Annotated in this window: 25 protein-coding genes; 5 read left to right on the forward strand and 20 right to left on the reverse strand. The window is 66.4% G+C overall.

Annotation, left to right across the window (positions count from 1 at the left end; genetic code table 11):
• Positions 1-163 precede the first annotated feature (163 nt).
• Positions 164-1150, reverse strand: coding sequence for a tripartite tricarboxylate transporter substrate binding protein (locus AC3G88_RS00365; RefSeq protein WP_488892926.1), 987 nt, complete (start codon positions 1148-1150; stop codon positions 164-166).
• Positions 1151-1317: 167 nt separating this feature from the next.
• Here AC3G88_RS00365 and AC3G88_RS00370 point away from each other — a divergent pair, with 167 nt between their 5' ends.
• On the forward strand, positions 1318-2283 hold the full coding sequence (locus AC3G88_RS00370) for a quinone oxidoreductase family protein (RefSeq protein ID WP_488892927.1): 966 nt from the start codon (positions 1318-1320) through the stop codon (positions 2281-2283).
• 81 nt (positions 2284-2364) lie between these two features.
• Here AC3G88_RS00370 and AC3G88_RS00375 read toward each other — a convergent pair whose 3' ends face one another.
• Positions 2365-3300 (reverse strand): recombination-associated protein RdgC, encoded by a 936-nt coding sequence (locus AC3G88_RS00375; RefSeq protein ID WP_488892928.1) that lies wholly within the window; start codon positions 3298-3300, stop codon positions 2365-2367.
• A gap of 176 nt (positions 3301-3476) precedes the next feature.
• Positions 3477-4076 carry a BPSL1445 family SYLF domain-containing lipoprotein gene (locus tag AC3G88_RS00380; protein WP_488773549.1) on the reverse strand — a complete coding sequence of 200 codons (600 nt, stop codon included), beginning with the start codon at positions 4074-4076 and terminating at the stop codon, positions 3477-3479.
• A 206-nt stretch (positions 4077-4282) separates the two neighbouring features.
• Between AC3G88_RS00380 and AC3G88_RS00385 the strand changes: the two genes are divergently transcribed.
• Positions 4283-4783 carry a hypothetical protein gene (locus AC3G88_RS00385; protein WP_488892929.1) on the forward strand — a complete coding sequence of 167 codons (501 nt, stop codon included), beginning with the start codon at positions 4283-4285 and terminating at the stop codon, positions 4781-4783.
• A 43-nt stretch (positions 4784-4826) separates the two neighbouring features.
• Here the strand turns inward: AC3G88_RS00385 and AC3G88_RS00390 are convergent, their stop codons facing one another.
• Together AC3G88_RS00390 and AC3G88_RS00395 are read right to left on the reverse strand one after the other, a co-directional pair.
• Positions 4827-5660 (reverse strand): aldo/keto reductase, encoded by an 834-nt coding sequence (locus tag AC3G88_RS00390; protein ID WP_488892930.1) that lies wholly within the window; start codon positions 5658-5660, stop codon positions 4827-4829.
• A gap of 129 nt (positions 5661-5789) precedes the next feature.
• Positions 5790-6188, reverse strand: coding sequence for a tautomerase family protein (locus tag AC3G88_RS00395; RefSeq protein WP_488892931.1), 399 nt, complete (start codon positions 6186-6188; stop codon positions 5790-5792).
• Positions 6189-6341: 153 nt separating this feature from the next.
• Here AC3G88_RS00395 and AC3G88_RS00400 point away from each other — a divergent pair, with 153 nt between their 5' ends.
• Positions 6342-7232, forward strand: a complete 891-nt coding sequence (locus tag AC3G88_RS00400; RefSeq protein WP_488892932.1) for a LysR family transcriptional regulator — start codon at positions 6342-6344, stop codon at positions 7230-7232.
• Positions 7233-7291: 59 nt separating this feature from the next.
• Here AC3G88_RS00400 and AC3G88_RS00405 read toward each other — a convergent pair whose 3' ends face one another.
• The 5 genes from AC3G88_RS00405 to AC3G88_RS00425 all read right to left on the reverse strand — a co-directional run bounded on the left by AC3G88_RS00405 (position 7292) and on the right by AC3G88_RS00425 (position 13603).
• Positions 7292-7978 carry a Fe2+-dependent dioxygenase gene (locus AC3G88_RS00405; protein ID WP_488892933.1) on the reverse strand — a complete coding sequence of 229 codons (687 nt, stop codon included), beginning with the start codon at positions 7976-7978 and terminating at the stop codon, positions 7292-7294.
• A gap of 73 nt (positions 7979-8051) precedes the next feature.
• Positions 8052-10340, reverse strand: a complete 2289-nt coding sequence (locus AC3G88_RS00410) for a TonB-dependent receptor (RefSeq protein ID WP_488892934.1) — start codon at positions 10338-10340, stop codon at positions 8052-8054.
• Between the two features lie 384 nt (positions 10341-10724).
• Entirely contained in the window at positions 10725-11696 is a 972-nt protein-coding gene (locus AC3G88_RS00415; protein WP_400396425.1) for a Bug family tripartite tricarboxylate transporter substrate binding protein, read from the reverse strand.
• A gap of 173 nt (positions 11697-11869) precedes the next feature.
• Positions 11870-12343: a DUF2147 domain-containing protein gene (locus tag AC3G88_RS00420; RefSeq protein WP_488892935.1), complete on the reverse strand. Its 474-nt coding sequence runs from the start codon at positions 12341-12343 to the stop codon at positions 11870-11872.
• A gap of 507 nt (positions 12344-12850) precedes the next feature.
• Positions 12851-13603: a hypothetical protein gene (locus tag AC3G88_RS00425; protein WP_488892936.1), complete on the reverse strand. Its 753-nt coding sequence runs from the start codon at positions 13601-13603 to the stop codon at positions 12851-12853.
• 732 nt (positions 13604-14335) lie between these two features.
• Between AC3G88_RS00425 and AC3G88_RS00430 the strand changes: the two genes are divergently transcribed.
• A complete protein-coding gene (locus AC3G88_RS00430; protein ID WP_153947238.1) occupies positions 14336-14986 on the forward strand; it encodes a histone H1-like DNA-binding protein in 651 nt (216 codons plus the stop codon).
• Positions 14987-15220: 234 nt separating this feature from the next.
• On the opposite strand, the gene AC3G88_RS00435 is transcribed toward AC3G88_RS00430, so the two are convergent.
• The 10 genes from AC3G88_RS00435 to AC3G88_RS00480 all read right to left on the reverse strand — a co-directional run bounded on the left by AC3G88_RS00435 (position 15221) and on the right by AC3G88_RS00480 (position 24332).
• The gene (locus tag AC3G88_RS00435; protein WP_092601343.1) at positions 15221-15688 is read right to left on the reverse strand and encodes an outer membrane lipoprotein; all 468 of its coding nucleotides are present in this window, start codon (positions 15686-15688) and stop codon (positions 15221-15223) included.
• Positions 15689-15753: 65 nt separating this feature from the next.
• Positions 15754-16701 carry a carbohydrate kinase family protein gene (locus tag AC3G88_RS00440; protein WP_400395572.1) on the reverse strand — a complete coding sequence of 316 codons (948 nt, stop codon included), beginning with the start codon at positions 16699-16701 and terminating at the stop codon, positions 15754-15756.
• A gap of 105 nt (positions 16702-16806) precedes the next feature.
• Positions 16807-17307, reverse strand: a complete 501-nt coding sequence (gene tpx, locus AC3G88_RS00445) for a thiol peroxidase (RefSeq protein WP_488892937.1) — start codon at positions 17305-17307, stop codon at positions 16807-16809.
• A gap of 76 nt (positions 17308-17383) precedes the next feature.
• A complete protein-coding gene (locus tag AC3G88_RS00450; protein WP_488892938.1) occupies positions 17384-19252 on the reverse strand; it encodes a DUF3426 domain-containing protein in 1869 nt (622 codons plus the stop codon).
• Positions 19253-19261: 9 nt separating this feature from the next.
• Complete coding sequence (gene prmA / locus AC3G88_RS00455) at positions 19262-20173, reverse strand: 50S ribosomal protein L11 methyltransferase (RefSeq protein ID WP_488773537.1); 912 nt, start codon at positions 20171-20173, stop codon at positions 19262-19264.
• A gap of 42 nt (positions 20174-20215) precedes the next feature.
• Positions 20216-21583, reverse strand: coding sequence for an acetyl-CoA carboxylase biotin carboxylase subunit (gene accC / locus AC3G88_RS00460; RefSeq protein WP_153947242.1), 1368 nt, complete (start codon positions 21581-21583; stop codon positions 20216-20218).
• Between the two features lie 114 nt (positions 21584-21697).
• Entirely contained in the window at positions 21698-22168 is a 471-nt protein-coding gene (gene accB, locus AC3G88_RS00465) for an acetyl-CoA carboxylase biotin carboxyl carrier protein (protein ID WP_400395241.1), read from the reverse strand.
• A 141-nt stretch (positions 22169-22309) separates the two neighbouring features.
• Entirely contained in the window at positions 22310-22789 is a 480-nt protein-coding gene (aroQ, locus tag AC3G88_RS00470; RefSeq protein ID WP_488773536.1) for a type II 3-dehydroquinate dehydratase, read from the reverse strand.
• Between the two features lie 240 nt (positions 22790-23029).
• A complete protein-coding gene (locus AC3G88_RS00475; protein WP_488892939.1) occupies positions 23030-23584 on the reverse strand; it encodes a TlpA family protein disulfide reductase in 555 nt (184 codons plus the stop codon).
• Positions 23585-23651: 67 nt separating this feature from the next.
• Positions 23652-24332 (reverse strand): UDP-N-acetylmuramate--alanine ligase, encoded by a 681-nt coding sequence (locus AC3G88_RS00480; RefSeq protein WP_488892940.1) that lies wholly within the window; start codon positions 24330-24332, stop codon positions 23652-23654.
• Between the two features lie 149 nt (positions 24333-24481).
• Between AC3G88_RS00480 and mpl the strand changes: the two genes are divergently transcribed.
• Positions 24482-25861 carry a UDP-N-acetylmuramate:L-alanyl-gamma-D-glutamyl-meso-diaminopimelate ligase gene (mpl, locus tag AC3G88_RS00485; RefSeq protein WP_488892941.1) on the forward strand — a complete coding sequence of 460 codons (1380 nt, stop codon included), beginning with the start codon at positions 24482-24484 and terminating at the stop codon, positions 25859-25861.
• The last annotated feature ends 12 nt before the right edge of the window (positions 25862-25873 follow it).

A 25873-nucleotide genomic window follows, 5' to 3' on the forward strand; every position in this document is an offset into this window, starting at 1 on the left:
GTTGAAGGGTCGGCTGCACAGCGGTAATTACATGCATTGAACAGTCCACGCAGCCAGGACGGGTGAGGAACGGCCATCGGGTGAGAACCCGGTGGCCGTTTTTCTTTTGGGTGGGGAATGTCCGGTGGGGGCACGAACCGGGCGCGCGCCCGGCATCGATCGCTCAGTCCGCCGTCGCCCCCGACCGTTTCACCACGGCCGACCACTTCTTGATCTCGCTGTCGACGAACTTGCCGGTTTCGGCCGGGGTCATCGGCATTGGCTCGGATCCCCGGTCGGTGATGAACTTGTGCAGGTCGGGCGATTGCAGCGCCTTCACCGTCTCTGCGTTGAGCTGGGTGACGATGGCCGGCGGGGTGCCGGCGGGCGCCATCATCACGGCCCAGCCCAGCGCCTCGAACCCCGGCACGCCCTGTTCGCGCACGGTGGGCACCGATGGCAACTGGGGCACGCGCTTGGCCGTGGTCACCGCAAGCGGCAGCGCCTTGTTGGTCTGGATCAGCGGCATGGCGGCGGTGACCGAGTCCACCATCAGCGGAATCTGGTTGCCCAGGAAGTCGGCCTGGGCCGGGCCGCTGCCCTTGTACGGGATATGGACGATAAAGGTGCCGGTCTGCGCCTTGAGCATCTCGGCGGACAGGTGCTGCGTGCCGCCGATGCCCGCGCTGGCGTAGCTGTACTTGCCCGGCGCGGCCTTGGCCTTGGCAATCAGGTCGCGCAGCGACGTGAACCCCGATTGCGGCGTGGCCAGGAACACCAGCGGCACCGAGAACACGCCCGTCACCGGCGCAAAGTCCTGGCGCGGATCGTAATTGAGCTTCTTGTACAGCGTCTGGTTGATGGCCATGGCGCTGCCGGCCATCACGATCGTGTAGCCGTCGGCCGGGGCCTTGGCGGCCGCTTCCATGCCGATGTTGTCGCCGGCGCCGGCGCGGTTTTCCACGATCACGGGCTGGCCCAGCTGCTTGCCGAGTTTTTCGGCCAGCGCGCGGGCGAAGATGTCGGTGGCCTGCCCGGGCGGGAACGGCACGATGAGCTTGATGGGGCGGTCTGGCCAGGCGGCGTGGGCCGTGCCGGCAGCGGCCAGCAGCAGGGCAGCCAGCGTACGGGCCGCAAAAGCGGGGCTGGCAAAGGGGCGCAACGACTTCAAGGGGGTCTCCTCAACGGGTTTGGATGGCGATGACGTCTTGGTCCGTGGCGTCTTTTTGCTCTTTTGACCCGATTCTACGCGTGCTTCGCTTTCAGAATCGCCTCAAAGACGCTGGGCAAATGGCCGCATACGATCGTTCGTGGATCTCAACCAAGGAGAACGACACGATGCGAGCCGTAGTAGTGCAACAGCTGGGCGAAGTCCCGCGCTTTACCGAATTCCGCGATCCCGAGCCGCGCGCCGGCGAAGTCATGGTGCGCGTCTGCGCGGCGGTGATCCGGCCGGCGGACCTGGCCATCGCGCGCGGGCACCATGCCTGCATGCCGCTGGAATTGCCCTATGTCTGCGGGCGAGACGGCGTTGGCTACCTGGCCGACGGGCGGCGCGTCTATTTCCGCGCGGGCCGCAGTCCGTTTGGTGCGATGGCGGAGTTCGTGCCGGCGCAATGGGTGGTGCCGATCCCCGACCCGGTGGCCTCCGCCGACGCCGCCGCATTGGTCGGGCCGGCGCTGGCGGCGTGGCTGCCGCTGGCGGCGCGTGCGGACCTGGCGCCGGGGGAGACGGTGCTGATCCTGGGGGCGGCCGGGCTGGCGGGGCGCCTGGCCATGCAGGCGGCGCGGCTGCAGGGCGCCGGGCGTGTCATCGTGGCGGCACACCGGATCGACCTGCAGACCATGCCGGGCGCCGATGCGCAGATCGACCTCGGCCAGGCGCCCAGCCTGCTGCAGCATGCGTTTGCCACCCATGCCGCCGATGGCATCGACGTCGTGCTCGATTTTGTCTGGGGCGAGACGCTGGAGCTGCTGCTGTCGGCGCTGGTCCAGGCGGATGGCGTGTCGGCCCTGCCGGCCGACCACGCCACGCGTGTGGTGTCCGTGGTCGATCGCCGGGCGGCCAGCGTCATGCTGGCGCCGATGGCGCTGCGCGATTCACGCGCGGTGCTGATGGGGTGCGGCGCCGCCAGCCATCCACCGGCCGAAGACCTGCGCTTCCTGGTGGAGGATGTCCTGGGCTGCATGCACGCCGGCTACCTGTCGATCGACCCGCCCGGGCAGGTGCCGATGAGCGAAGTGGCGTCCGCCTGGCGCCAGGCGGGCGAGCCGGGCCAGCGCGTGGTGCTGACGCTGGACTGAGCGGGCTGCTCCCACCCTGGCCCGGTGAATGCTCCGACCGGGCGGGGCGTGGGGACGGTCAGGGGAACGGTGGAACGGGGCTCAGGCGGCCTTGCGCAGGTCAGCCGGCATCGCGCCTTCGGCCTTGCGCTCGCCGCCGAGCGCGTCGGTCAGGTCGGCCAGCATGCCCGCGAGTTCGCCGGCCATCAGCGCGAAATCGGCGTCAAAGCGTTCGTTCTCGTCGTGGAGCGTGGCGTCGGCCTGTTCCTTGATCACGTCGAGCGGATTCACGCGCTTGACCGCCAGCGCGTCGGTCAGCACGAACGACACGCGGTCGTTCCAGGTCATGGCCAGCCGCGTGCATCGCTTGCCGGCTTCGATATGGCGCCGCAGGTCCTCGGGGTCGAGCGGATGACGCACGTAGCGCACGGTGGCCTTGGTCTCGCTGCTCGATTGCAGTTCGATTTCCTGATCGACCGTGAAACCGGCCGGGGCGGTGTCGGTGGCCAGCCACTCGGTCATGGCCGCAACCGGCGACAGGTTGACCTGCAGGCCCACCACGGGCAGCCGGTCGATGGCCTTGAACAGCATGCCGCGCACTTCGTCGGCCTTGGCCGTGCCGGCGGCGTCGATGGCCAGCCAGCCGTTGACGGGGTCGATCCATACGCGCGTGTCGCGGCGGATGCTGAAGGCGCGCGGCAGCAGTTCCTCGGTGACCTGCTCCTTCAGTTCCTTCAGCTGCTTGCGGCCCGGCTTGAAGCCTTGCTGCTCCTCGATCTCGGCGGCGCGCGCCTTGGTCACCTGATTGACCACGGTGGCGGGCAGCAGCTTCTTTTCGGTGCGCAGCACCAGCAGCATCTGCTTGTTGACGCAATGCACAAGCTGGTCGTTGTCGCGCGGCGACGCCCAGCCCTGGGTCTGCATTTCCAGGCTGGTGCCCGGATAGAACGCGTGTTTGGCCAGGCAGGCCTCAACATCGTCTGCACTCAGCGTCCACGGGGCGGAGAAACGATGAATCTGGAGATTCTTGAACCACATGAGAATTCGGCCTCGCGTGCGGGTTGGAAAATTGGCAAGGGACGAATTCTAACGGCTTGGCGCGGGGGGTGAAGCGAAGAAAAGCGGCGCCCATGTTACGGAATGCAAGAGTTCCGCAACGTGGGCGCCGTGTGGTACGCAACGGATGGGCGCCGGGCGGGCGCCGGACCCGCCTGTCAGATGTTGAGCTTCGAGATCTTGGTGCCTTCCAGACTCAGGCCGGCCATCAGGCCCGCGTTGGTCATGGCAAAGCCGATGATCGGCTGCTGGGCGGTGTTGGTGTCGATCTGGCCATTGGCACCGATCGTGGCCAGCGCCACCGTGGCGTCGGCGCCAACCTGCCAGCCGCTGCTGCGCACGAACTTGTCGTAGGCTTCCTGGGTCATGAACATCAGGATGAAGGCCTTCGACTGTGCGCCGATCTGCCAGCCGACCGAGCCCGAAATGGCCCGGTAGTAGCCGCGGTCCGCACCGCCGGAACGAAGCACGCCGTCGCCGTACTCGCCGCCGACGATAAAGCCCGCCGACAGCAGTTTCGGGAAGATCAGGATGCCCTTGGCCTTGGCGCCCAGATCCCGCGCGCCGTTGGTCGTGGAATAGAGGCGGTTCAGCGTGTCAGTGGCGCCCGTGTCGATCTCACGGCGTTTGGACGCCGCGTCGCCCGAGTCTTTGGGGCCGGTGAAGCTGCATCCTGCAAGCGACAAGGCGCCCACGGACAGACCGGTGAGGCCGACAACCCCGGCACTGCCGGCGGACAGGAAGGTTCGACGTTTCATTATTTCCTCCAGGAGGGTTCATGTGTTGCAACCGCCTCTAAAGCATAGGCTGGCAAGGCACATCCGCAAATGCGATTTTGTCTGACACGGAGGGGACAGGCCTCTGACATGACTTGGTCATACTTTCTTGCAAATCGGCGGAACTTGTTCCGGAACCGGGCGGATACCATACCGGTCTGTCGAGCATCTATCCGCCAACCGCCCCCATGCCCATGTCATTCCAGAAGTCCAACGTCCAGCCCGATTCCCGTCTGTCGAACCCCCATGCTGCAGTGCAGCGCCCGCGTGGATGGCGGCGTGCCGGCGCGCTGGCCATGCCGCTGGCGGCACTGCTGCTGGCTGCCTGTGCGTCCCAGCCGGCGGTCGAAACGGCCGAAGCCAAGCAGGAATCGGCCCAGATGAACGCCGGCTGGCAGGCCGAGCGCGCCAAATATATGGATTGCGTGCAGGACCGCGCCAGCGACGGCGCCAAGGGCAAGGGCACCTCGAAGGAGGTGGCTGCCGGCGCGATCGACGCGTGCAAGGGCCAGCTGAAGGTCATGCACGACGCCTTCCAGTCGTACCTGTCGGCGCAGATGAGCAGCGCGCACGGCCAGACCAGCGCTCGCCAGGCCGCCGAGCGCGTGACCACGGACACCCGCGAGAAGGCCCGCACCTACCTGACCCGCTACGTGGAAGTGGAACGCTACAAGGCAGGCCAGCACTGAGCGCGGATTCCACCTCGTCCTATTGGCCTGAAACGGCTCCGCGTCATAGCATCGCCAATGGCTGCGCGTGACGCGGCGGCGCGAACAGCGTGTCCAGTTCGGCCAGTTGGCCGGGCGTGAGCGTGATATCGAGCGCGCCCATGTTCTCGCGCAGGCGGTCGCGCTGGCCGGTCTTGGGAATCGCAATGATGTCGTCCGACGCCAGCAGCCAGGCCAGCGCCGCCTGCGCGGGCGTCATGCCATGCTTCGCCGCAAAGCCCTTCAGGCCCGCGTTGCGCAGCAGCCGCGCCTGCTCGATTGGCGAGTAGGCCATCACCGGGACGTTGCGTTCGCGCAACCATGGCAGCAGGTCGAACTCGATGCCGCGCCGGCTCAGGTTGTAGAGCAGCTGGTTCACCGCCACCGCATCGCCCCCCGGGGTGTCCCAGAATTCCTCCATATCGGACAGGTCCAGGTTGCTGACGCCGAAATAACGGATCTTGCCGGCCGCCTGCAGCGCCTGGAATGCCTCGATCGTGTCCTCGAACGGTACGTCGCCGCGCCAGTGCAACAAATACAGGTCCAGATGGTCGGTGCCCAGCCGGCGCAGGCCGCGCTCGCACGCCGCCACCGCGCCCTTGCGGCTGGCGTTGTGCGGATAGACCTTGCTGACCAGGAAGGCGTCGCCGCGGCGGCCCGCCAGGGCCTCGCCGATCAGCGATTCGGACAGGCCTTCGCCATACATCTCGGCGGTATCGACCAGCCGCAGGCCCATGTCCAGGCCCATCTGCAGCGTGGCGATTTCCTCGGCGCGCGTGGCACGGTGGTCGCCGATATTCCAGGTGCCCATACCCAGCGCGGGCACGCGCTCGCCGCCGGGTAGCGTGACTTGTTTCATGCGATGCCTCCGGTATCGGGAAACTTGCCCTACACACTAGTGAACATCGCCACCCGGCACAAGCGCACCGCCCGCACGGCACTTTTTACCTGACTGCAGCAATCGGTGCAGCGCGGGCCGCGCCGGCCATCAGCGGTGCTGGTGCCGGAATTCCTGGGTCTTGCCGCCATAGCCATAGGCGGCCGCGCGCGCGTCGATCACATGGATATAGGACACCTCGTTGACATCGCCGATCAGCTCGGACAGCGCGGCATGCGACTGGCGCAGGTAATCGGCTTTCTCGGCCTTGGTGTTGGTCTCGTCGGTCACGCTGATGTCGAGCTGGAAGGCGTTGCGCCCCTTGTCATGGTCGGACAGCGGCTTGCCGCCAATGAACCACTGCTCGCGCGGGATGAACGTCACGGTGGTGGCAATCACGGGGGCTTCCTTGCCCAGCACGCGCTGGGTCAGTTCACCCACCACGGCCACGGCGCGGCGCGTCAGTTCGGTATCGGGATGGCCGGAAATCTGCAGGGATACGTGGGGCATGACTGGCTCCTTTCGGGTTTGGGTTTCACGTTGCGGCGCGCTTGCCGGTTGGCGTATTGGCGTGCTGCGGTGATGTCATCGTAGGCGTTGCCTTGAAATCGGAAAAGCGGGAATATACGATGCCATCTATCGGAATAGCCGAAACTTCAAATCATGCGCGGATTCGAAACGGACCAGCTCCGAACCTTTGTGGCCGTGGCCGAGAGCGGCAGCCTGTCGGCTGCGGCGCCCCGGCTGTTCCTGTCGCAATCGTCGGTCAGCGAGCAGTTGCGCAAGCTGGAGGAGCGTGCCGGCGTGCCGCTGCTGACGCGCGGCAAGAAGGGCGCGGCGGTGACGCCGGCCGGGGCGCGGCTACTGGACTATGCCCGGCGCATCCTGTCGCTGAACGAACAGGCGCTGGCCGAACTGCGCGGCCAGACGCTCGATGGCGAACTGCGGCTGGCGGTGACCGACTATTTCCGCCCCGGAGAGATTGCCGGCATGCTGCGGCGCCTGCGTGACCGCTATCCCTACCTGAAGTTGCACGTCACGGTCATGAAGAGCGCCGCCATCGAGGCGGCGGCCGAGATGGACGCGTTCGACATCGGCCTGAGCATGCGGCTGATCGGCGCGCGCGGCGCGGAAAAGACTTCGGGCGCCACACGCGGCGGCACGGTGCTGCGGCGCGAGGCGCTGGCCTGGGTGGCCGCACCGGAAATTTCTGAAGAACCCCAGGCTACGCTGCCGCTGGTGTTGCTGCCCGATACCTGCTCGATGCACCAGTTCGTCGTGCAGTTGCTGATGCGGCGCCGGCGTGAATTCGAGATCGCACACTCGGCCTCGGGCGTAGCCGGCCTGCATCTGGCGCTGGCCGCCGGGCTGGGCGTGTCGTGCCTCAACGCATCGGCCATCGGACCCGGCGTGACGCCGCTGGATGCAGCGGACGTGGCCGGCTGGAAGCTGCCGGCACTGCCTTCGGCGGAGTTCTATCTATTAGGGGCGCGCCGGGGCGAGAGCGAATTCATCGGCCAGGCGCGGCAGGCGCTGGCGGAGCAATTTGGCTGAACGGCTAGATGGGGCCAGCGCGGGCCACGTCGGACCGGGGCGGCCCAGCCCGGCCGCGCTCAGGTCTCGCTCCACTGCCGCAGCAGGTTGTGATAGCAGCCAACCAGGCTGCGCCGCGCGCGCGCGTCGGCGTTGGTCTGGTTGAGCGTCTGGATCGCGTTGTCCATGTCGAACAGCAGCGCGCGTTGGCCGTCGTCGCGGATCAGGCTCTCGATCCAGAAGAAGCTGGCCACCCGCGTGCCGCGCGTGATCGGTGTCACCTGGTGCAGGCTCGTGGCCGGGTAGACCACCATGTCGCCGGCGGCCAGCTTGACCGCGTGCACGCCGTACGTGTCTTCCACCTGCAACTCGCCCCCGTCGTAGCTGTCGGGGTCCGACAGGAACAGCGTGGCGGACACATCGGTGCGCAGCTTGCGCCCGGTGTGCGGATGGATGCGCACGCCGCCATCGACATGGGCGCCGAACGTCATGCCCTCGCTGTAGCGGTTGAACATTGGCGGATAGACGATGTTCGGCAGCACCGCACTAATAAATAGCGGATGGCGTTCCAGCGCGGCCAGGATCAGGTGCTGGCACTGGGCGGCCACTTCGGATCGCTCGTCGATCTGCTGGTTGAACTTGACCGGCGCGCCGGAATAGCCGGCCGACACGCGGCCGTCCACCCAGGCATCGCCGGCATGTTCCAGCTGCGCCAGCACCACGGCCACCTGTTCGGCGTTGAGAACCTTCGGAATACGAACCAGCATCGGAGACATCCGGTTGGGCCCGGGGGCAGGCCATGGCGAAACGGCCAGGCGCGGCGTGCGGCCCCGGCGGCGCTTACATGCGATAGGTGAACGACAGCATTGCGGTACGGCCCGTGCCCGGCACCGACCGGCCGCCGTCCGACTGGATCAGCGCATCGTAATACTTCTTGTCGAAGATGTTGAACAGATTCAGGCGCACGTCGTACTTGGGCTGGTGGTAGGCGATCATGCCGTCCCAACGCACAAAGCCGCCAACCTGCACCGTATTGGTATTGTTGGCATAACGCTGTGACATGTAGAACGCCCCGCCGCCCACTTCCCAGCTTGGCAGGATGGCATAGCTGGTCCATGCCGTGGCCGTGTGCTTGGGCGTGTTGGTCGGCACCATGCCCTGCGTGCCGGCCGCGATACCGCTCTTGATCTCGGCATCCAGGTACGTATAGCCCGCGAACACCTGCCACTTCGGCGTGATGCGGCCGGTCACGCCGGCGCGGAAGCCATCCACCTGGATCTTGCCGGTCAGCGCGTACGTGGTGGCGTCGATCTGGCTGCGCGCGTTGTCCTTGGTGATGCGGAAGATGGCCGACGTCACCGACAGGTTGCCGCTCATCAGATCCCACTTGCCGCCCGCCTCGTAGGCCTTGTTCTTTTCGGGGTCCAGCGACTGCTGCCCCACCGTGCCGACCAGCTGTTCCAGCGACGGGTTGAACGACGTGCCGTAGGAAATGTAGTACGACTGCGTCTCGGTCGGCTGCCAGATGCCGCCCAGGCGCACGCTGGTGAAGTGGACGTCCTGGCTCGCGTTGGGCAGCACCGTGCTGCCGGCCGTGTTGCCGGAATTGACCGAGTTGCTGATGCTGGCGATGTACTTGTCGTAGCGCAGGCCGGCCACCGCCTTCCATTGCTTCGAGAACTCGATCGAGTCGTTGGCGTAGACGGCCACCGTGTTGGCCGAGCCGCCCTGCAGGTTGCCGGTGCGGGTGGCCACGCTGGCCGGCGAATCCTGGTACGGCGGATCGATGACCGGCGTGCAGGCCACGAAGCCGGACGTGCCCGTGGCCGGGTTCAGTGGCGTGCTGCCGCAACTGCCGTTGCGGTAGTAGTTCTGGTTGTTGTAGCCGTCGTGGCCCAGCTCCAGGCCGGTCAGCAGCGTGTGCTTGACCGGGCCCGTGTCGAACTTCGCGGTCAGCTCGGTCTGGTTGAAGATCGAATAGTCGCGGATGTTGCGGTCATGGCTCTGCTGGCGCACGTACAGTTGCGACAGCGGCAGGTTGGTGGTGGTCAGCGCGGTAAAGGCGCCCGCCCCGTTGATCGATCCCACCGCGTTCGGCGCGGTCTCGCGCGCATCGGTTTCCACATAGTTGAACGCCGTGACGTTGCGCAGGCGCAGGTTGGGCGAGAACTTGTGGTCGATGGCGCCATTCAGCGACACGATGTTCTGGCGCGTACGGTCGTTGTTGAAGCCGTAGTGCGTATTGCGATCGACGTTGACCGGATGACCGTTGATGGCGGGCAGGCCGTAGTCGGGCATGTCCTCGTTGTGCTGGAGCAACGCCGACAGGGTGATCTCCGTCGAGGTGCCGATGCCAAAACGCCACGACGGCGCGATGCCGAAATCCTGCACGGTCATCTCGTCGCGCGTGCTCGGCTTGCCGTCCTGGGCCATGGCCGAGATGCGGAAGGCCGAGGTGTCGCCGGTGGGCGTGTTCACATCGGCCGTGGCCCGCACCAGGCCGTTGGTGGTGACCGATCCGGTGACCTCGGTGGCGGCCTGCAGCTTGGGCTTCTTGGTGACCTGGTTGATCACGCCACCCGTGGAGCCGCGCCCGAACAGCATCGACGACGGGCCCATCAGCACTTCGATCTGGTCCAGCGCGAAGGTGTCGCGGTAGTACTGGCCGCGATCGCGGAAGCCGTCCAGGTAGATGTCGGTGCGCGCCGAAAAGCCGTTCAGGTTGATGTTGTTGCCGATCTGCCCGCCCTCGGCGCCGCCGATGGTGATGCCGGGCACGTTGCGCAGCGCATCGGCCAGCGAGCTGGCGCCCTGCGATTCCATCAGCGCCCGGTTGACGATCGTCACCGATTGCGGCACATCGCGCAGGTCGGCCGGCAGCTTCGACAGCTGACTGCCGATCGGGTTGAAGTCGTCGCGGGCGGCGGAGCCCTGGACCGTCACCTCACGCAGCGTCTGCGGCACGGATTCGCCCTTTTGCGGCGCCGATGGGGCGTTCGATAGGGCGGTCGATGGGGCAGGGGCTGCGGCGGGCGCCTGCTGCGCCGGCTGAGCGGCTTGCTGCGCGAAGACGGCGGGTGCGGCAAAGAGGGCCACCAGCGCGGTAGCCACAGGGGTGCGACGGAGCATTGTCAGTTCCAGTGCGCCCCGTACTGCCGGGCCCTTTACCGGCTTCACCACCGGGGCTAAATGTTCGGGCGATCGGCAATATAAATAGGAACCATTCTCGTTGCAATGGCGTTGCGCGGCGATCACAGACACGCTGACATGCGGTCAGATGTCTGCAAGATCAAACATCGGAAGCTGGCCTAACGGTGGTATTGGGCAGCGTTGCGCACATTGCCGCCACGATCTATCAAATCTGACAAGGTCCTGCAGCATGCAAACGGCCCGCATGTCGCGGGCCGCTTGCAGACATAGGATCACCGGAGCCGGTGATCGCACCCGAAAATAGTTTCGGATGGGGCGTTGGCCGACGATGAGTCCACCATCGGCCGGCCCATTCCCTGCCGGTCAGTCGGCCGTCATGTTGGCGTTCTTGGCGATACGGCCAAGACGTTCGCGCTCCGTCTTGATGAAGGAAACGAAGCTCTCCACCGAACCGCCGGCCGGCTCGATCCCGTTCTGGATCAGGCGCTCGCGAATCTCGGGGTTCTGCATGCCGGCGCTCAGCTCGGCATTGAGCTTCTTGATGATCGCGGGATCGGTGCCCTTCGGCGCGAAGATGCCGGCCCAATGGCCGATGCGCACTTCAGGCAGGCCCTGCTCTGCGGTGGTGGGGATGTTCGGTGCGGCGGGCATGTGCTTGTCCCACGTGGCACCCAGCGCCTTGAGCTTGCCGGCCTTGATCTGCGGCAGCACCACGATCGATGCCTCGGACGTGGCGGCCACCTGGTTGCCGATCACGGCGGTGATGCTTTCCGAGCCGCTCTTGTACGGCACCACGGTCAGCTGCGCACCTTTTTCCTTAAGCATTTCTTCAACGAAATGCGGTGTGCTGCCGCTGCCGGCGGTGGCAAACGGCACGCCGCCCTGCTTCTTCGAATATTCGATCAATTCCTTCACGTTGTTCGCCGGCAGCGACGGCGATGCCACGATCACCGACGGGCTGACCGCGATCAGGCCTACGGGCACCAGGTCGTCGGGCTGGTAGGGCATCTTCGTGCGGATCAGGCTGTTGGTGACGGTGCCCACGGCACCCACCAGGAACGTGTAGCCATCGGGCTTGCTCTTGGCCACGTAGTCGGCGCCCACGATGCCGCCGGCACCGGGACGGTTTTCGATCACCACGGGCTGGCCAATCCGCTTGCTGACGGCGTCGGCCCCGGCGCGTGCCACGAGGTCATTGGCCCCGCCGGCCGTGAACGGCACGACAAACTTGATCACGTGGTTGGGCCAGGCATCGGCGGCGTGGGCGGTGGTGGCGATCAGCGAGGTGGCGGCGAGCGCCAGGGCCAGCGTGCGGCCGCGAGGGGACAATGGCATGCTTAGTCTCCGGTAGTTGTTGTAAAGAGGATCGGGGGATCGATCTTACCGAACTAAGCTGTCAGTTTGCTGAATGGCGTGGGTGGCGTCGTTCTTGCTGCGCTTTTCCGTATCGCCCGTGCGCCGTTCGTGCGCCACAGCAAGCGCGGCGCGCGGGCGATGGCATCAGGACGTCACTGCTGGCGCACCCAGGTCTGCGTTCGGCCGATCAGGCTGATGCCAATGAAGCCGCGCACGTTGAGCTTCTTGCCGTCGTCGGCCATCGACATCTTGCACTTGTACAGCTTGCCGGTCTCGGGGTCCAGGATCTCGCCCCCGGTCCATTCGTTGTCGCCGGTCTTGCGCAATCCGGTCAGCAGCGTCATGCCGATGATGGGCTGGTCCTTGCGCGCGTCGGTGCATTTGTCGCACACCTTGGGCGGGCCTTCGGACGGCACCAGGCTCTTCACGAGCTTGCCGCTGTACACGCCATCCTTCTCGGTAATCTCGATCACGCCGCGCGGCTTGCCGGAGGCGTCGTCGATGGTTTGCCATGTGCCCGCCGGGGTGGCTTGCGCCATCGCCAGGGCGCTGGCGGTGAGTGCGGCGGCGAACACGGCGGCGCGGGCGGTATGGCGAAGCAGGGCGCGGGGGTCGGTCATGCGCATGAAGATCTCCAGTTCAGTGTCGCGATGGCGGATTCGCCAGTGCGCGGCGCGGGTTATGTCCGGTCGGTAAGGTTGCAGCCAGCCTGCAGGTCTGACACGCAAGTCGTACACGACGTGCAGGATGCCGGCTTCCGGTCAGCACGATTGCGACGGTCCGCAATGAACCGCGTGCCGCGCTGGCCGGCATCGGCATCGCGCGACGCCAATCTACTGGCGCGCGTCGTTCGCTGCAATCTCCCGCATCCATTTGCGTACGCACCAGAGCGCACCGCGGTACCCCCTGCAATCGCCCGCCCGGCGGCGGCTGGCCTTGATTTTGTCCTGCAACAAGCACCGCGCGGGAAGCGTACCCGAGACATTCCTCTAGCCGGCCCGTGGCGCAGGGGCGCCACACCCGCGCGCCACCGACGCCCGGACGCGCGGTCGCCCCGGTGTCTCTGGCGACGTCGGCCGACAGGCTGCGCGGCGGCGGTGACGGCATCGGTAGGAACCCGAATGCGCGCATCGTCAGCTGATCAATGATCGTGCCCGGCGGATGGTTGACAGCGCGGGAGTTTGCCGGCGGCCACCGACGCGTCGAACGATGGACAATCGATGCGCGCCGACCGATGCGACGCCGCCGCGCACGGTGAGTCGACGGCAGGCGCACCGGTTGCCGAAACGCCGGCGGTGCACGGCGATCGCTCGGTCCGCACGATCGCCCGACCGGCCGACCGACGACACGACGCGCGATGCGATGCCGGACAAGCGTGGGGCACTGCGACCACCAGTTCGTACGCGCGTCGACACATCATCCATCGCACGACTGATGTCAAAACGCCGGTGTCGATACGCGTCGATACGTGTCGAAGAGGGAAACCGTTGCGTAGGCGCATCACTCCTTCGTCGTGCTCGCGCAACTGTCTGATCGACGCACGCGAGGCTCACCGACACATCGACGCGACCGCCGCGCGATCGGCTTGTCGAAGGGCGCGCGCGCGTCTTGCCAAGGCACTGGCGCGTGACCGCCGGCGTCCCAGGATCGCACTGTGCGATGCCACCGGGCGGCACGCTGCCGCGCCACTGCGTGTGTGTCGGAAAGCCAATATTCACGCGGGTTTCCAGTCGGCACCGATCCATGCGAAGCGTCGCCGTGATGTCGCGCATCGGCGTGCCGCGCAGGCGGTTGGACGACGCGCGCGGAGGGTGCGAACACACGCTGCGCAGTCGCGTCGCCAGGTGTTCTTCCACCATCGAAACACACGCGTGATGGAACTTCATTTGGTGTACGCGCGTCTCGATGAGAGAGCGTATCGATGGTGTTGTGATCGGCGTGCGCGCGTGAATTAGATCGATTCGTTCTTGCGCGCAAGTTTTTTTGCACTTTTTTCTTAACATCATCGAGCAAACGAATTATGATTCGCCTTGACAAGAGTCTCACTTCATTGCATCGATGTGTTTGACGAAGCGGGCGTCGCAAGAAGGCAAGCAAGAAGCAACGATGACGCGATGCTTTGTCGCAGTGAATGCGGGTAGCCGAGGAGCACCAGAACTTTGACGCAGACCGGGCCGATCAGGCTTCTTACAACGCGTGCAGTCTCCTGTGGCCCAGTGACGGGATGGGCGAGCTACCCCCGTGGAATTACCGTCTGCAGTGCGCGAGGCCAAGCCCGTGCTGCAGACCTGCTGACCGATATCTCCTCTATTCAGGCTGCGCGCCGACACGATGTGCGGCGCGGGCCGATCGAATATTCCAGGGCACGGCATGCCCCGGAAATCCGCCTGGAAGCTGGCTTTGCAGCCAGCGCGCGGATTTTGCGCTGCCGTGAAAACACCGCGGTGCGCGACACGGGTCGCGCCGGTATCCCTGCCACCGAATTCATTAGCGTGCGGTTCAAGCTGTCGTGCGCCGATGAATCGCTCGCTCGATTGGGGCATGCCTCCATGCGCCTCGGATCGGTCGGGTCGTCCATTTAGGTCATTCGATATTTCACGCTAGTGAAGGAGTTATCCATGGCAACTGCTGCAAAGAAAAAGCCGGCCGCCAAGAAGGCTGCCAAGCCGGCCGCCAAGAAGGCCGCTGTGAAGAAGGTCGCCGCCAAGAAGGCAGCGCCGGCCGCCAAGAAGGCTGCCGTGAAGAAGGTTGCTACGAAGAAGGTAGCCGCCAAGAAGGCTGCTCCGGCTGCCAAGAAGGCCGCTGTGAAGAAGGTTGCCGCCAAGAAGGTCGCAACCAAGAAGGTCGCCGCCAAGAAGGCAGCACCGGCCAAGAAGGCTGCAGTGAAGAAGGTAGCCGCCAAGAAGGTTGCAACCAAGAAGGTCGCCGCCAAGAAGGCAGCACCGGCAAAGAAGGCCGCAGTGAAGAAGGTTGCCGCCAAGAAGGCCGCACCGGCCAAGAAGGCTGCTGCTGCCAAGAAGCCGGCTGCCAAGAAGGCTGCTGCCAAGCCGGCCGCGAAGAAGGCTGCTGCCAAGCCGGCTGCCAAGAAGGCCGCCGCCAAGCCGGCTGCGAAGCCTGCTGCCAAGAAGGCTGCCGCCAAGAAGCCGGCTGCCCGCAAGGCTGCCAAGCCCGCTGCTGCGCCCGCCGTTGCACCGGCTGCTGCCGCACCCGCCAAGACCGCGCTGAACCCGGCAGCGGCCTGGCCGTTCCCGACGGGCAACCGTCCGTAATTGCCTCGCCCTCGTGCGAGCGATCACAACCGGGAAACGCCTGGGCACGCATCGCGTGCCACACTGACCGGATACGCCGTATCCGGTCTGCAAGACAGCGAGTCTTGCCAACCCGCCGATGGCATCCGTGCCCGGCGGGTTTTTTATTGGGCGCGCGCGCCGATGGCCGCGTCAAATGAAAAACGCCGCGGCCCGAGGGCACGCGGCGTTTCTTTCTGACGGCTTGTAAGGTTTTCAGTGCGAGACGCGTGTCACGCCTCCCGAAGACAGCAGACGCACCCGGTCGCCGGGGCGGAACACCTCGTCGGCTTCCTGGGTGATGGCGCGCATGTCGCCGTCTTCGAGCTGAACCGTGATCTCCAGGCCGCGGCGCTGCGTGATGCGGTTCTCTGCCGCGCTGCCCGCAATGCCGCCGAGCACGGCACCCAGCAGGCCAGCTGCCACGGAGCCGCCGCCGCTGCCGATGGTGCTGCCCGCCGCGACGCCGCCGATGGCGCCCCCGGCGAGCGTGCCGGCGCCCGTCGAGCCGCCCTGGATCATGACTTCGCGCACACCCTGGACCACGCCATAGCGCACGGTCTGCTCGCGTTGTGCCTGCCCCGGTGCGTAGACGCTGCCGGAATTGGAGTAGTTGGCACAGCCGCTGACCAGCGCCACGGTAGCCAGCACCGCGACACCGCCGATTCGAAGGATCTGATTCATCGCAACTCCCGTCTGAATGCCGCGCCCTTCGTCGTCGTCCGGTGTGCGCGGTTCACCTTTTCATCTTAGGCGTATTGGTAACCGAACGCCGCCGCGAAGCGGCTGCCGATTTCCTCACGCGAAATCCAGTGGTTCTGAGGGCCCTGCTGGGCAATCTTGAGCGCACCCATCAGCGAGGCGAGGCGACCGGTGGTTTCCCAGTCCATGCCCTGCTCGATGCCGTAGAGCAGGCCGCCGCGGAAGGCGTCGCCACAGCCGGTGGGGTCCACCACGCGCTCGGCCTGCACGGCCGGGATGGCGTACTGCTGGCCATCGGCGAAGATGCTGGCGCCACGTTCACCGTGCGTCACGATGAACGCGCGCACCTTGGCGGCCACTTCGGCGCTGGTCCAGGCGGTACGGGACAGCATGACCTGTGCTTCGTAGTCATTGACCGTCACGTAACTGGCGAGTTCAATGAACGCCCGCAGGTCCTCGCCGTTGAACAGCGGCATGGCCTGGCCCAGGTCGAAGATGAACGGAATGCCGGCATCGGCGAACTGCTGTGCGTGGTGCAGCATGCCTTCGCGGCTGTCCGGGGCCACGATGCCCAGTGCCGGGCGCTTGCCGGCGCCCAGCGCGTCCTGCACGCTGTTGAGCTGCGACTGGCCCATGGCGCCCGGGTGGAATGCGGTGATCTGGTTGTTGTCCAGGTCGGTCGTGATCATCGCCTGCGCCGTGAACGTGTCGGGCAGCGTGCGGATATGGTCGGTGGCGATGCCCAGGTCGCGCAGGTACTGCAGGTACGGGCCGGCGTCCTGGCCCACGGTGGCCATCACGATCGGATCGCCGCCCAGCATCTTGAGCGTGTAGCCGATGTTGCCGGCGCAGCCGCCGAACTCGCGCCGCATGCCCGGCACCAGGAACGAGACGTTCAGCATGTGGATCTGGTCCGGAAGAATGTGTTCACGGAACCGGCCGTCGAACGTCATGATGGTGTCGTAGGCGACGGAACCGCAGATCAGGCTGGACATCTCTTCTCCAAATGGCCCGGCGAAGGGCCGCAACAGATACGTTAAATAATTCCGCCCGTGCATGACGGGCGGAAACGCTGGTACGACTGTGTTCTACCGCACAGATTATTTCAGTGCAGCCAGAGCAGCGTCGTAATTCGGCTCCTCCTTGATTTCCGGCACCAGCTCGCTGTACTTCACGGTGTCGTTCTCGTCGACTACCACCACGGCACGCGCGCAGACGCCGGCCAGCGGGCCGCTCTTGATATCCACGCCATAGGCGTTCTTGAAGTCGGCACCGCGCATCGTCGACAGCGTCACCACGTTGTTCAGGCCTTCGGCGGTGCAGAAGCGGCCCATGGCGAACGGCAGGTCGGCCGAGATGGTCAGCACCACGGTGTTGGCCAGGCTGCTGGCAGCCTCGTTGAACTTGCGTGCCGACGCCTGGCAGACGGGCGTGTCCAGGCTCGGGACGATATTCAGCACCTTGCGCTTGCCTGCGAAGTCAGCCAGCGTCACGTCCTTCAGGTCCTTGCCGACCAGCGTGAAAGCCGGTGCCTTGTCGCCAGCATGGGGAAACTTGCCGCCAACTTCGATGGCGTTGCCGCCAAGGGTCACATTGCTCATGGTTGCTCCTGTCAGAAAAGTACAGCCCGCCGGCCCGGTGCATTGCCGGCCGGCGTGGCGAGGGGGGCGATGGAATTCAGGGGTAGAAAATCAGCACGCGGTAATTGGCAGCCGCCTGCTGTGTCCGGAATCGTACCCGAACCGGCAGCTCGCTGCCCGCGCGCAGACCCGTGGCCGCGAAGCCGCGCTGGACGGGCTCCAGGTACTCGGCCGGCAGCAGCACGCGGCGCAGCAGCAGCTGGTCCTGCAGATCGGTCATGACCAGCTCGATCGCCGGCAGCGCCGTGGTGGCGCGCCCCTGGTTGCGCAGGGTGACCGCCAGCAGATAGACGTCGCTGGCCTCGTCCTGCTTCTGCAGTTGCGAACTGTCGATGCGCAGCGCCTCGAGGTCGCGCCACGGCGGCACATCGCAGCCAAACGGTGCACAAGCCGCCTCAAGTACCGGACGCAGCACCGGCATGCTGCCGGCAATCTGGCTGCGGGCCAGGTAGATGCCCTGCAGCAGGATGCCGAGGCCCAGCACAACGGCCCCCGCGCGCATCCAGATGCGCCGGTTGCCGGGCACCGAGACCTTCACGCCGGGCGCGCGGGACTGTTCGCGTTCGCGCGTATGGCGCAGGAAATCGGGCGCGAAGACCGGCCCGCTTGCTGCCGTGCCCGCCGATGCGGATGGCGATCCCGCCGATGCGCCGGGCCGGTTCAGCCAGTGGCGTGTGGCGGTCTCGCGTGCCACGGCATTGGGCGTGCCATCGCGCAACGTGACGCCGAGGTCGTGTTCGATGACGTCCTTGGCCTGTGCGGCCCACGCTTCGGCTTCGGGGTCGGCCGGATCCTCGGCGCGCAGGAAGCCGCTGGCGCTAGGCACCGGATCTGCCTGCGGGAACGGTTCGGGCGTGGGCAATGCATCGGCCGGCACATGGGGCACATCCGAATCCTGCGATGCAGCCATTGCGTCCGATGCGTCCGATGCGTCCGATGCGTCCGATGCGTCCGATGCGTCCGATGCGTCCGATGCATCGGCCACGGCCACGGCGCCTGCGTCCTGCGGCACCGCATCGGCGGCCGGAGCCGCTTCGGTGGCGGACGTCTCGGGCGTTTCGGCACCGGCTTCATCCATGGGCTGGCTCGACGGTGCATTGGCCGGGCGCAGCGGCGGCCAGCTGGCCTTGGCGCTGTACGCGCCGTAGGGCGGCATGCCCGACGGGTTTTTTGGCGCGAAGGCCGCAGCCGGGTCCAGCGAAGAGTGCGATGCCTGCGAAGCGTGCGCGGCCGGCGATGGCGTCTGCACCGGCTCATCGTCGAATGCCGAATGGTCGAGCATCGGCCATGGCGCCGGCGGATCGGTCAGCGCGGTTTCCGCTGGCGGCGCGGTGTCGGCCGATGCGGGAGTCGATGCGTCGGACGCCGGCTCGCCGGCGGCCGCGGGCATTGCCGCCTCGCCGGCGGGCGTCAGGTCGGGTTCGTGGTCGGCCGGGAGATCGGGTTCGATGTCGGCATCGGCATCGGCATCCGCATCCGCATCCGCTTCCTGACGCGCGTCGCCGGCGACCGTCCCGGGGCTCGGCGCCTGCGCCACTACATCTGGCAACGGCTCCGACATCATCGTCGTCGGCGAATCGAGCGCGGGGACTTCGTAGCCCGGATCAAAGCCCGGGTCGAATGGGGCCTCGTCTTCGCGCGCGCGGGCCGTTGCCTGGGTCTGCTCAGCGTGGGCCAGCGCGGCCGCCATCGTCACGGCGGCGGCCGATGGGTTCGACGCAGCCGAGGGGGCCGATTGGGCCGATTGGGCCGGCGCGGGCACCTCGATCAGGTGTTCGCGTGCATCGAAGACGGTATCGCATTGTCCGCAGCGGACCAGGCCCTGGCGCAGCCGCAGCTGATCCGCAACGAGCCGGAACGCGGTGCGGCAGGCCGGGCAGCGCGTGACGAGCTTGGCGGCGGCCATGATGACGAATCAGGAACGGTTGGCCGTCAACGGGCGCGTGCCGTGCAGGCACACCCAGCCTTCCTCGCTGCGCCAGACCGACATGGCCAGCCACGGCGCGTAGGCCGCAGCCACTTCATCGGCCTGCCGTTCCAGCACGCCGGACAGCACCAGCCGGCCACCGGGGCGCACGCGCGCCGACAGCATCGCGGCCATCAGCTTGAGCGGATTGGAAAGAATATTGGCCACCACCAGGTCGTAGGTGGCTTCGGACACCGATTCCGGCAGCGCGAAGCTGGCTTGCACCTGGTTGCGCTCGGCGTTGTAGCGCGAGGCCTCGACGGCGTTCGGATCAATGTCGATGCCGATGGTCTCGCCCGCGCCGAGCTTCTTTGCCACGATGGCCAGGATGCCCGAGCCGCAGCCGTAGTCCAGCACGGTCTCGCCAGCCCGCACGTTCTGCTCCAGCCACTGCATGCACAGGCGCGTGGTCGGATGGCTGCCCGTGCCGAAGGCCAGGCCCGGATCGAGTTCCAGGATCACCGCGTCGGGCTCCGGCGCGTCGTGCCACGACGGCACGACCCAGATCTTCTCGCCCACGCGGATCGGTTCGAATTGCGACTGCGTCAGGCGCACCCAGTCCTGGTCTTCCACCGAGCGCAGCACGAACGGCGGCACGGGGTCGACCTTGAGTGCGTTCGCGGCAGCGGTCACCACCAGCGCGGGGTCGGTCTCTTCGTCGAAGAGCGCCACCACGCGCGAGCGGTTCCACGCCAGCCGCGTCGGCTCCAGCCCGGGCTCTCCAAAGAGCGGTTGCTCGTCAGGCGTATCGGCGTCGGCGTCTTCCACCGATACCGACAGCGCGCCGAGGTCGAACAATGCATCGGACCAGGCTTCAGCTTGATCCTGCGCAATTTCGATCACACATTCCTGGAATGCCACGGGTTTCCTTTTGACTGCAATGCCGGCCGGTCAGGCCCCGCTTCAGGGTTTTTCGCCCTGGGCGTTGGCCTTCTGGGCCAGGCGGTGTTCAAGATAATGGATGCTGGTGCCGCCTTCCACGAAGTTGGCGTCGAGCATCAGTTCGCGGTGCAGGGGCACGTTGGTCAGGATGCCGTCCACCACCATTTCCGACAGCGCGATGCGCATGCGGGCGATGGCCTGGTCACGCGTGGCGCCGTACGTGATGATCTTGCCGATCATCGAGTCGTAGTTGGGCGGCACGAAGTAGCCATCATACGCGTGCGAGTCCACACGGACACCGGGGCCGCCGGGCATGTGCCAGGCGGTGATGCGGCCCGGCGACGGCGTGAACTTGAACGGGTCCTCGGCGTTGATCCGGCATTCGATCGCGTGGCCGCGCAGTTCCACGTCCTTCTGGCGGTAGCGCAGCTTCTCGCCGTAGGCGATGCGGATCTGTTCCTGCACGATGTCGATGCCCGTGATCATCTCGGTGACCGGGTGCTCGACCTGCACGCGCGTGTTCATCTCGATGAAGTAGAACTCGTTGTTCTCGTACAGGAATTCGAACGTGCCGGCGCCCCGGTAGCCGATCTTCTTGCAGGCCTCGGCGCAGCGGTCGCCGATGCGCTCGATCAGGCGGCGCGGAATGTGCGGCGCCGGCGCTTCCTCGATCACCTTCTGGTGGCGGCGCTGCATCGAGCAGTCGCGTTCGCCCAGCCAGATGGCCTGCTTGTGCTGGTCGGCCAGGATCTGGATTTCCACATGGCGCGGGTTCTCGAGGAACTTCTCCATGTAGACCTCGGGGTTGCCGAAGGCACGGCCCGCTTCCTCGCGCGTCATGTTGACGGCGTTGATCAGCGCGGCCTCGGTATGCACCACGCGCATGCCACGACCACCACCACCGCCGGCTGCCTTGATGATCACCGGATAGCCCACGCGGCGCGCGGTGGCCAGGATTTCCTTGGGATCGTCGGGCAGGGCGCCTTCCGAGCCCGGCACGCACGGCACGCCGGACTTGATCATGGCCTGCTTGGCCGACACCTTGTCGCCCATCAGGCGGATGCTGTCGGACGTCGGGCCGATGAACACGAAGCCGGACTTCTCCACGCGCTCGGCAAAGTCGGCGTTTTCCGACAGGAAGCCGTAGCCCGGGTGGATGGCCTGGGCGTCGGTGACTTCGGCGGCCGAAATGATGGCCGGCATGTTCAGGTACGACAGCGGCGACGGGGCCGGGCCGATACAGACGGCTTCATCGGCCAGCTTGACGTACTTGGCTTCCTTGTCGGCTTCCGAGTACACCACCACGGTCTTGATGCCCAGCTCGCGGCAGGCGCGCTGGATGCGAAGGGCGATTTCGCCGCGGTTCGCGATCAGAATTTTTTCAAACATGGTCTCTCTCTGCGAGAACAGGGGCGGGCCCGCGCACGCCAGGGTGGCGCACCGGGCCAACGCATGCGGCAGGGGCCTTTCGGGGCCCGCCTGCCGCGTCAGCCGGCTGACGGCTTAGCCGATCACGAACAGCGGCTGGCCGTATTCCACAGCCTGGCCGTTTTCGACGAGGATTTCCTTGATCACGCCAGCCTTGTCGCACTCGATCTCGTTGAGCAGCTTCATGGCTTCGATGATGCAGACGGTCTGGCCTTCCTTGACGGTATCGCCAACGTTCACGAACGGCGCGGCGCCCGGCGACGGTGCGCGGTAGAACGTGCCAACCATCGGCGACGTCACCACGTGGCCGGCCGGCAGTTGCGGGGCGGCTTCGGCGGCGGCAGCCGGGGCGGCAGCGCCCGCCACGGGGGCGGCGGCGCCGGCGGCGGGCGGCAGGGCCTGGAACTGGGGCATGGCAACCGGCGCCAGCACCTGCGGCGGTTGCTTGACGATGCGAACCTTGCCGTCGCCCTCGGTCACTTCGAGCTCCGAAATGCCGGATTCGGCCACCAGGTCGATCAGCGTCTTCAGCTTGCGCAGGTCCATCTTCTTATCCTCCAGAATCGGGTTGTCCGGTCACCTTCATGTCAGGGAAGGGGACGGCGGCGGTCAGTCATGATTGATTTGGCCTGCCACGCAAGCGTGCCAGGCCGCGGTTTTCTCGCGTTTGCAGAGGCGGTGCGGGTGCTAACTGTCCTGTTCCTGCGCCAGCGCGTATTCCAGCGCCAGCAGGTATCCCTGCCAGCCCAGGCCGCAGATCACCCCGATCGCCTGATCGGAAAAATACGAGTGATGGCGGAACGGCTCGCGGCGGTGCACGTTGGACAGGTGAACCTCGACAAATGGGATTGCCACGCCGGCCAGCGCATCGCGCAGCGCCACGCTGGTATGCGTGAAAGCCGCGGGATTGATGATGACGAGATCTACCCCTTCGCCGCGCGCGGCATGAACGCGATCTACCAGGGCGCCCTCATGATTGGACTGGAACGTGTCCAGCCCGATGCCTGCGGACGCCGCGCGTTTTGCCAGCGCATCGTTGATGTCGGCCAGCGTGGTATGTCCGTAGGTCTGCGGCTCGCGCGTACCGAGCAAATTGAGGTTCGGACCATGCAGAACCAGCACTTTGCGGTAGCGGGCGGAGCGGCTGACGGTAGGGGTGGTAGACACGGCGGCTCGACCAGTTCAACGAAATTGCGCGGAGATTACCGTAGCTTAGAGGGATTTGTCTAGCACGGGATACAAGCCGGGATGTCGCCTTTAAGACATTTCCGGCCCCCAAAGCGCCGTTTCAGGCGCAAAACCGGTTTTGTTGGGGGTTTGCCCGAAGGTTGGCAGCCAGTTCGGTGCGTGTTTGGTGTAGTTAGATGCAGATCCGTGCTATTTGGCATGCGCACCGTGCGGGCTGCCTCAGGCGCCGGGCAGCGCCTTGCGCAGTTCGTCGGCGTGGACACGCCCCATCTTGCGGTACTTCACAGCGCCTTCGGGGGTAATGATCACCGTGTAGGGCAGGCCGCCTTGTGCATTGCCAAAGCTCTTCGCGAGTTCGGTGCCCGTGAAGCCGGCCACGGCCAGCGGATAGTTCACGGGCACTTTCTTGAGAAATTCCTGGATGTTGCTGGCGGAATCGATGCCGATGCCGATGAATTCGACGTTGCGCTGGGCATATTCTCCATGCAGCGCGGTCAGCTCGGGCATTTCTTCAACGCAGGGCCCGCACCAGGGCGCCCAGAAGTTGACCACCAGCGTCTTGCCCCGAAACTTCGACAGGTCCAGCTCGGTGCCTGACGGATCGGGCATTTTTGCCTGGAGCAGCGATTCCACGGCCTGGTCGGACGCCTGTTTGGGGGCCAGGGCAAAGTTCGCCACCAGGACGCCGGCGGCCGCGGCCACGATGGCCACGACGATCCAGATGACCAGGGATGAGCGGGGGGCGGGTGTGGAACCGGGCGTCGATGCAGTCATGGTGGGTGACGTTGATGGCAGTTCTATATAGATAGGGCGATCGGGCCGGCATGGACCCGAGCGGGGATCAATGGTCGCGGGCCTCGCCCAGCAGGGTGCGCACGGTGTTGGCGTCGGCGCGGACCGCGCGGCCGCTGGCGTCGGCCCGCGCCGCGCCGCGTTCGTCGTCGGCATCATACAGCGCGATATGGATGCCCACCGGGGCGCCCAGCGTGGCGCGCACCTCGCCGGCCAGCTGGCGCGCTTCGCGCAGGGTCGGCCACTGGCCGCGCCACAGGAAGCTCAGGGTCTCCACATCGGCCCGCCCGGCGAAGTGCCGGCTCTCGCTGGTCTCGAAATCGACCCCGGCGTTGAGCAGGTGCAGCGCCACGTCCTTGGGGCTGTCGCAGAAGCACTGTATATAGACGTCGGAATGCTCGGTGGCCGTGCCGTTGAGCACGGCGCCCACCAGATAGGGCCGGAACGGGGCCAGGTCGCCCATGGCCAACAGCGCCAGCTGCCGCAGCAGGGCCAGGATGCGCGGCTGCTCCTCGCTGTGGAACAGCGCCTGGTAGGCCCGCACCTCCTCCTCGATCATGTCGTTGTCGGGCAGCCATTCGCCGGCCACGCGCAAGTCGCCAAGCAGCTGGCGCGCGGCCTTGCGCTTGGCGGTGGCGTAATCGGCGCCATCTTCGGCGATCATGCGCGCGGCGGCCTGGGCGATTTCCTCGCGCAGGCGGCCGGGGTCGGAGGGGGTACGTCTGGACATGGTGTCGATGATACCCGCATGGCCGGACAACGATGTCCGCGGCACGGTGGCGCAGCCCGGGGAACCTGCCGCATGCAGGTACAATCAGAGCCTTCTTTCCAGTGCCGTGCGGCCCGGCCGCCGCGGCCCCACGCATTCCCGAAGCTCCCATGCATATTCATATCCTTGGCATCTGCGGTACGTTCATGGGCGGCCTTGCGGTCCTGGCGCGCCAGGCGGGTCACCGCGTGACCGGCTGCGACGCCAACGTCTATCCGCCGATGAGCACCCAGCTCGAAGCCCAGGGCATCGACCTGATCGAAGGATTCGATCCGGAGCAACTGTCGCTGAACCCCGACCTGTACGTGATCGGCAACGTGGTGTCGCGCGGCAACCCGCTGATGGAAGCCATCCTGGACCGCAACCTGCCGTACGTGTCGGGCCCGCAATGGCTGGGCGAACACGTGCTGAACGGCAAGTGGACGCTGGCCGTGGCCGGCACGCATGGCAAGACCACCACCACGTCGATGCTGTCCTGGCTGCTCGAGGATGCCGGCTACAACCCCGGTTTCCTGGTGGGCGGCGTGCCGCAGAACTTCGGCATCTCGGCCCGGCTGACGGAATCGGACTTCTTTGTCATCGAAGCCGACGAATACGACACCGCCTTCTTCGACAAGCGCAGCAAGTTCGTCCACTACCGCCCGCGCACGGCCATCCTGAACAACCTGGAATACGATCACGCCGACATCTTCCCCGATCTTGCGGCGATCGAGACGCAATTCCACCATCTGGTGCGTACGGTGCCGGGTCAGGGCCGCCTGGTCGTCAACGGCAACGAGCCGGCGCTGGCCCGCGTGCTTGAGCGCGGCTGCTGGAGCGAGGTGGAGCAGTTCGGCATGGGCGACTGGCGCGAGGGCGATGCCCGCACGCCTGCGCCGGCCGGCAAGGACGCCTTCGACGTGTACTTCCGCGAAGCACTGCAAGGCACGGTCGTCTGGGATCTGCAAGGCACGCACAACCGCATGAACGCGATTGCCGCGATTGCCGCCGCGCGCCACGTGGGCGTGCCGCCGGCCCAGGCCATCGAGTCGCTGGGCCGCTTTGCGAACGTCAAGCGCCGCATGGAAGTGCGGGGCGTGGCCAACGACGTCACGGTCTACGACGATTTCGCGCATCACCCCACCGCCATCCAGACCACGCTCGACGGCCTGCGCCGCCGCGTGGGCAACGCCCGCATCCTGGCCGTGCTGGAACCGCGTTCCAATACGATGAAGCTGGGCGTGATGGCTGCCCAGCTGCCGGCCAGCCTGCAAGCCGCCGACCTGGTGTTCGGCTACGGCGCGCCGGCTGGCAAGGACGCCCTGGGCTGGAATCTGGGCGAGGCCCTGGCGCCGCTGGGCGACCGGGCCGCAGCCTTCGACGACCTGGGCGCGCTGGTTTCGGCAGTAACCGCCGCCGCGCGGCCCGGCGACCAGGTGCTGGTGATGAGCAACGGCGGTTTCGGCGGCGTCCATCAGAAACTGCTCGACGCCATCAAGGCCCGCGCCTGACCACGGCAGGAC

This window comes from Cupriavidus sp. 86D6 (genome assembly GCF_057815095.1).

Excerpts from the sequence above, each read along its gene's own strand:
- AC3G88_RS00400 (WP_488892932.1), top strand. The coding sequence starts at position 6,342 with ATGCGCGGATTCGAAACGGACCAGCTCCGAACCTTTGTGGCCGTGGCC.
- AC3G88_RS00375 (WP_488892928.1), bottom strand. The coding sequence starts at position 3,300 with ATGTGGTTCAAGAATCTCCAGATTCATCGTTTCTCCGCCCCGTGGACG.
- AC3G88_RS00385 (WP_488892929.1), top strand. The coding sequence starts at position 4,283 with ATGCCCATGTCATTCCAGAAGTCCAACGTCCAGCCCGATTCCCGTCTG.
- AC3G88_RS00410 (WP_488892934.1), bottom strand. The coding sequence starts at position 10,340 with ATGCTCCGTCGCACCCCTGTGGCTACCGCGCTGGTGGCCCTCTTTGCC.
- AC3G88_RS00480 (WP_488892940.1), bottom strand. The coding sequence starts at position 24,332 with ATGTCCAGACGTACCCCCTCCGACCCCGGCCGCCTGCGCGAGGAAATC.
- mpl (WP_488892941.1), top strand. The coding sequence starts at position 24,482 with ATGCATATTCATATCCTTGGCATCTGCGGTACGTTCATGGGCGGCCTT.
- AC3G88_RS00370 (WP_488892927.1), top strand. The coding sequence starts at position 1,318 with ATGCGAGCCGTAGTAGTGCAACAGCTGGGCGAAGTCCCGCGCTTTACC.
- AC3G88_RS00440 (WP_400395572.1), bottom strand. The coding sequence starts at position 16,701 with ATGTCCAGCCTGATCTGCGGTTCCGTCGCCTACGACACCATCATGACG.
- tpx (WP_488892937.1), bottom strand. The coding sequence starts at position 17,307 with ATGAGCAATGTGACCCTTGGCGGCAACGCCATCGAAGTTGGCGGCAAG.
- accC (WP_153947242.1), bottom strand. The coding sequence starts at position 21,583 with ATGTTTGAAAAAATTCTGATCGCGAACCGCGGCGAAATCGCCCTTCGC.
- AC3G88_RS00390 (WP_488892930.1), bottom strand. The coding sequence starts at position 5,660 with ATGAAACAAGTCACGCTACCCGGCGGCGAGCGCGTGCCCGCGCTGGGT.
- AC3G88_RS00475 (WP_488892939.1), bottom strand. The coding sequence starts at position 23,584 with ATGACTGCATCGACGCCCGGTTCCACACCCGCCCCCCGCTCATCCCTG.
- AC3G88_RS00425 (WP_488892936.1), bottom strand. The coding sequence starts at position 13,603 with ATGAAGTTCCATCACGCGTGTGTTTCGATGGTGGAAGAACACCTGGCG.
- AC3G88_RS00450 (WP_488892938.1), bottom strand. The coding sequence starts at position 19,252 with ATGGCCGCCGCCAAGCTCGTCACGCGCTGCCCGGCCTGCCGCACCGCG.
- AC3G88_RS00405 (WP_488892933.1), bottom strand. The coding sequence starts at position 7,978 with ATGCTGGTTCGTATTCCGAAGGTTCTCAACGCCGAACAGGTGGCCGTG.
- AC3G88_RS00430 (WP_153947238.1), top strand. The coding sequence starts at position 14,336 with ATGGCAACTGCTGCAAAGAAAAAGCCGGCCGCCAAGAAGGCTGCCAAG.
- AC3G88_RS00435 (WP_092601343.1), bottom strand. The coding sequence starts at position 15,688 with ATGAATCAGATCCTTCGAATCGGCGGTGTCGCGGTGCTGGCTACCGTG.
- AC3G88_RS00395 (WP_488892931.1), bottom strand. The coding sequence starts at position 6,188 with ATGCCCCACGTATCCCTGCAGATTTCCGGCCATCCCGATACCGAACTG.
- AC3G88_RS00420 (WP_488892935.1), bottom strand. The coding sequence starts at position 12,343 with ATGCGCATGACCGACCCCCGCGCCCTGCTTCGCCATACCGCCCGCGCC.
- accB (WP_400395241.1), bottom strand. The coding sequence starts at position 22,168 with ATGGACCTGCGCAAGCTGAAGACGCTGATCGACCTGGTGGCCGAATCC.
- AC3G88_RS00415 (WP_400396425.1), bottom strand. The coding sequence starts at position 11,696 with ATGCCATTGTCCCCTCGCGGCCGCACGCTGGCCCTGGCGCTCGCCGCC.
- AC3G88_RS00380 (WP_488773549.1), bottom strand. The coding sequence starts at position 4,076 with ATGAAACGTCGAACCTTCCTGTCCGCCGGCAGTGCCGGGGTTGTCGGC.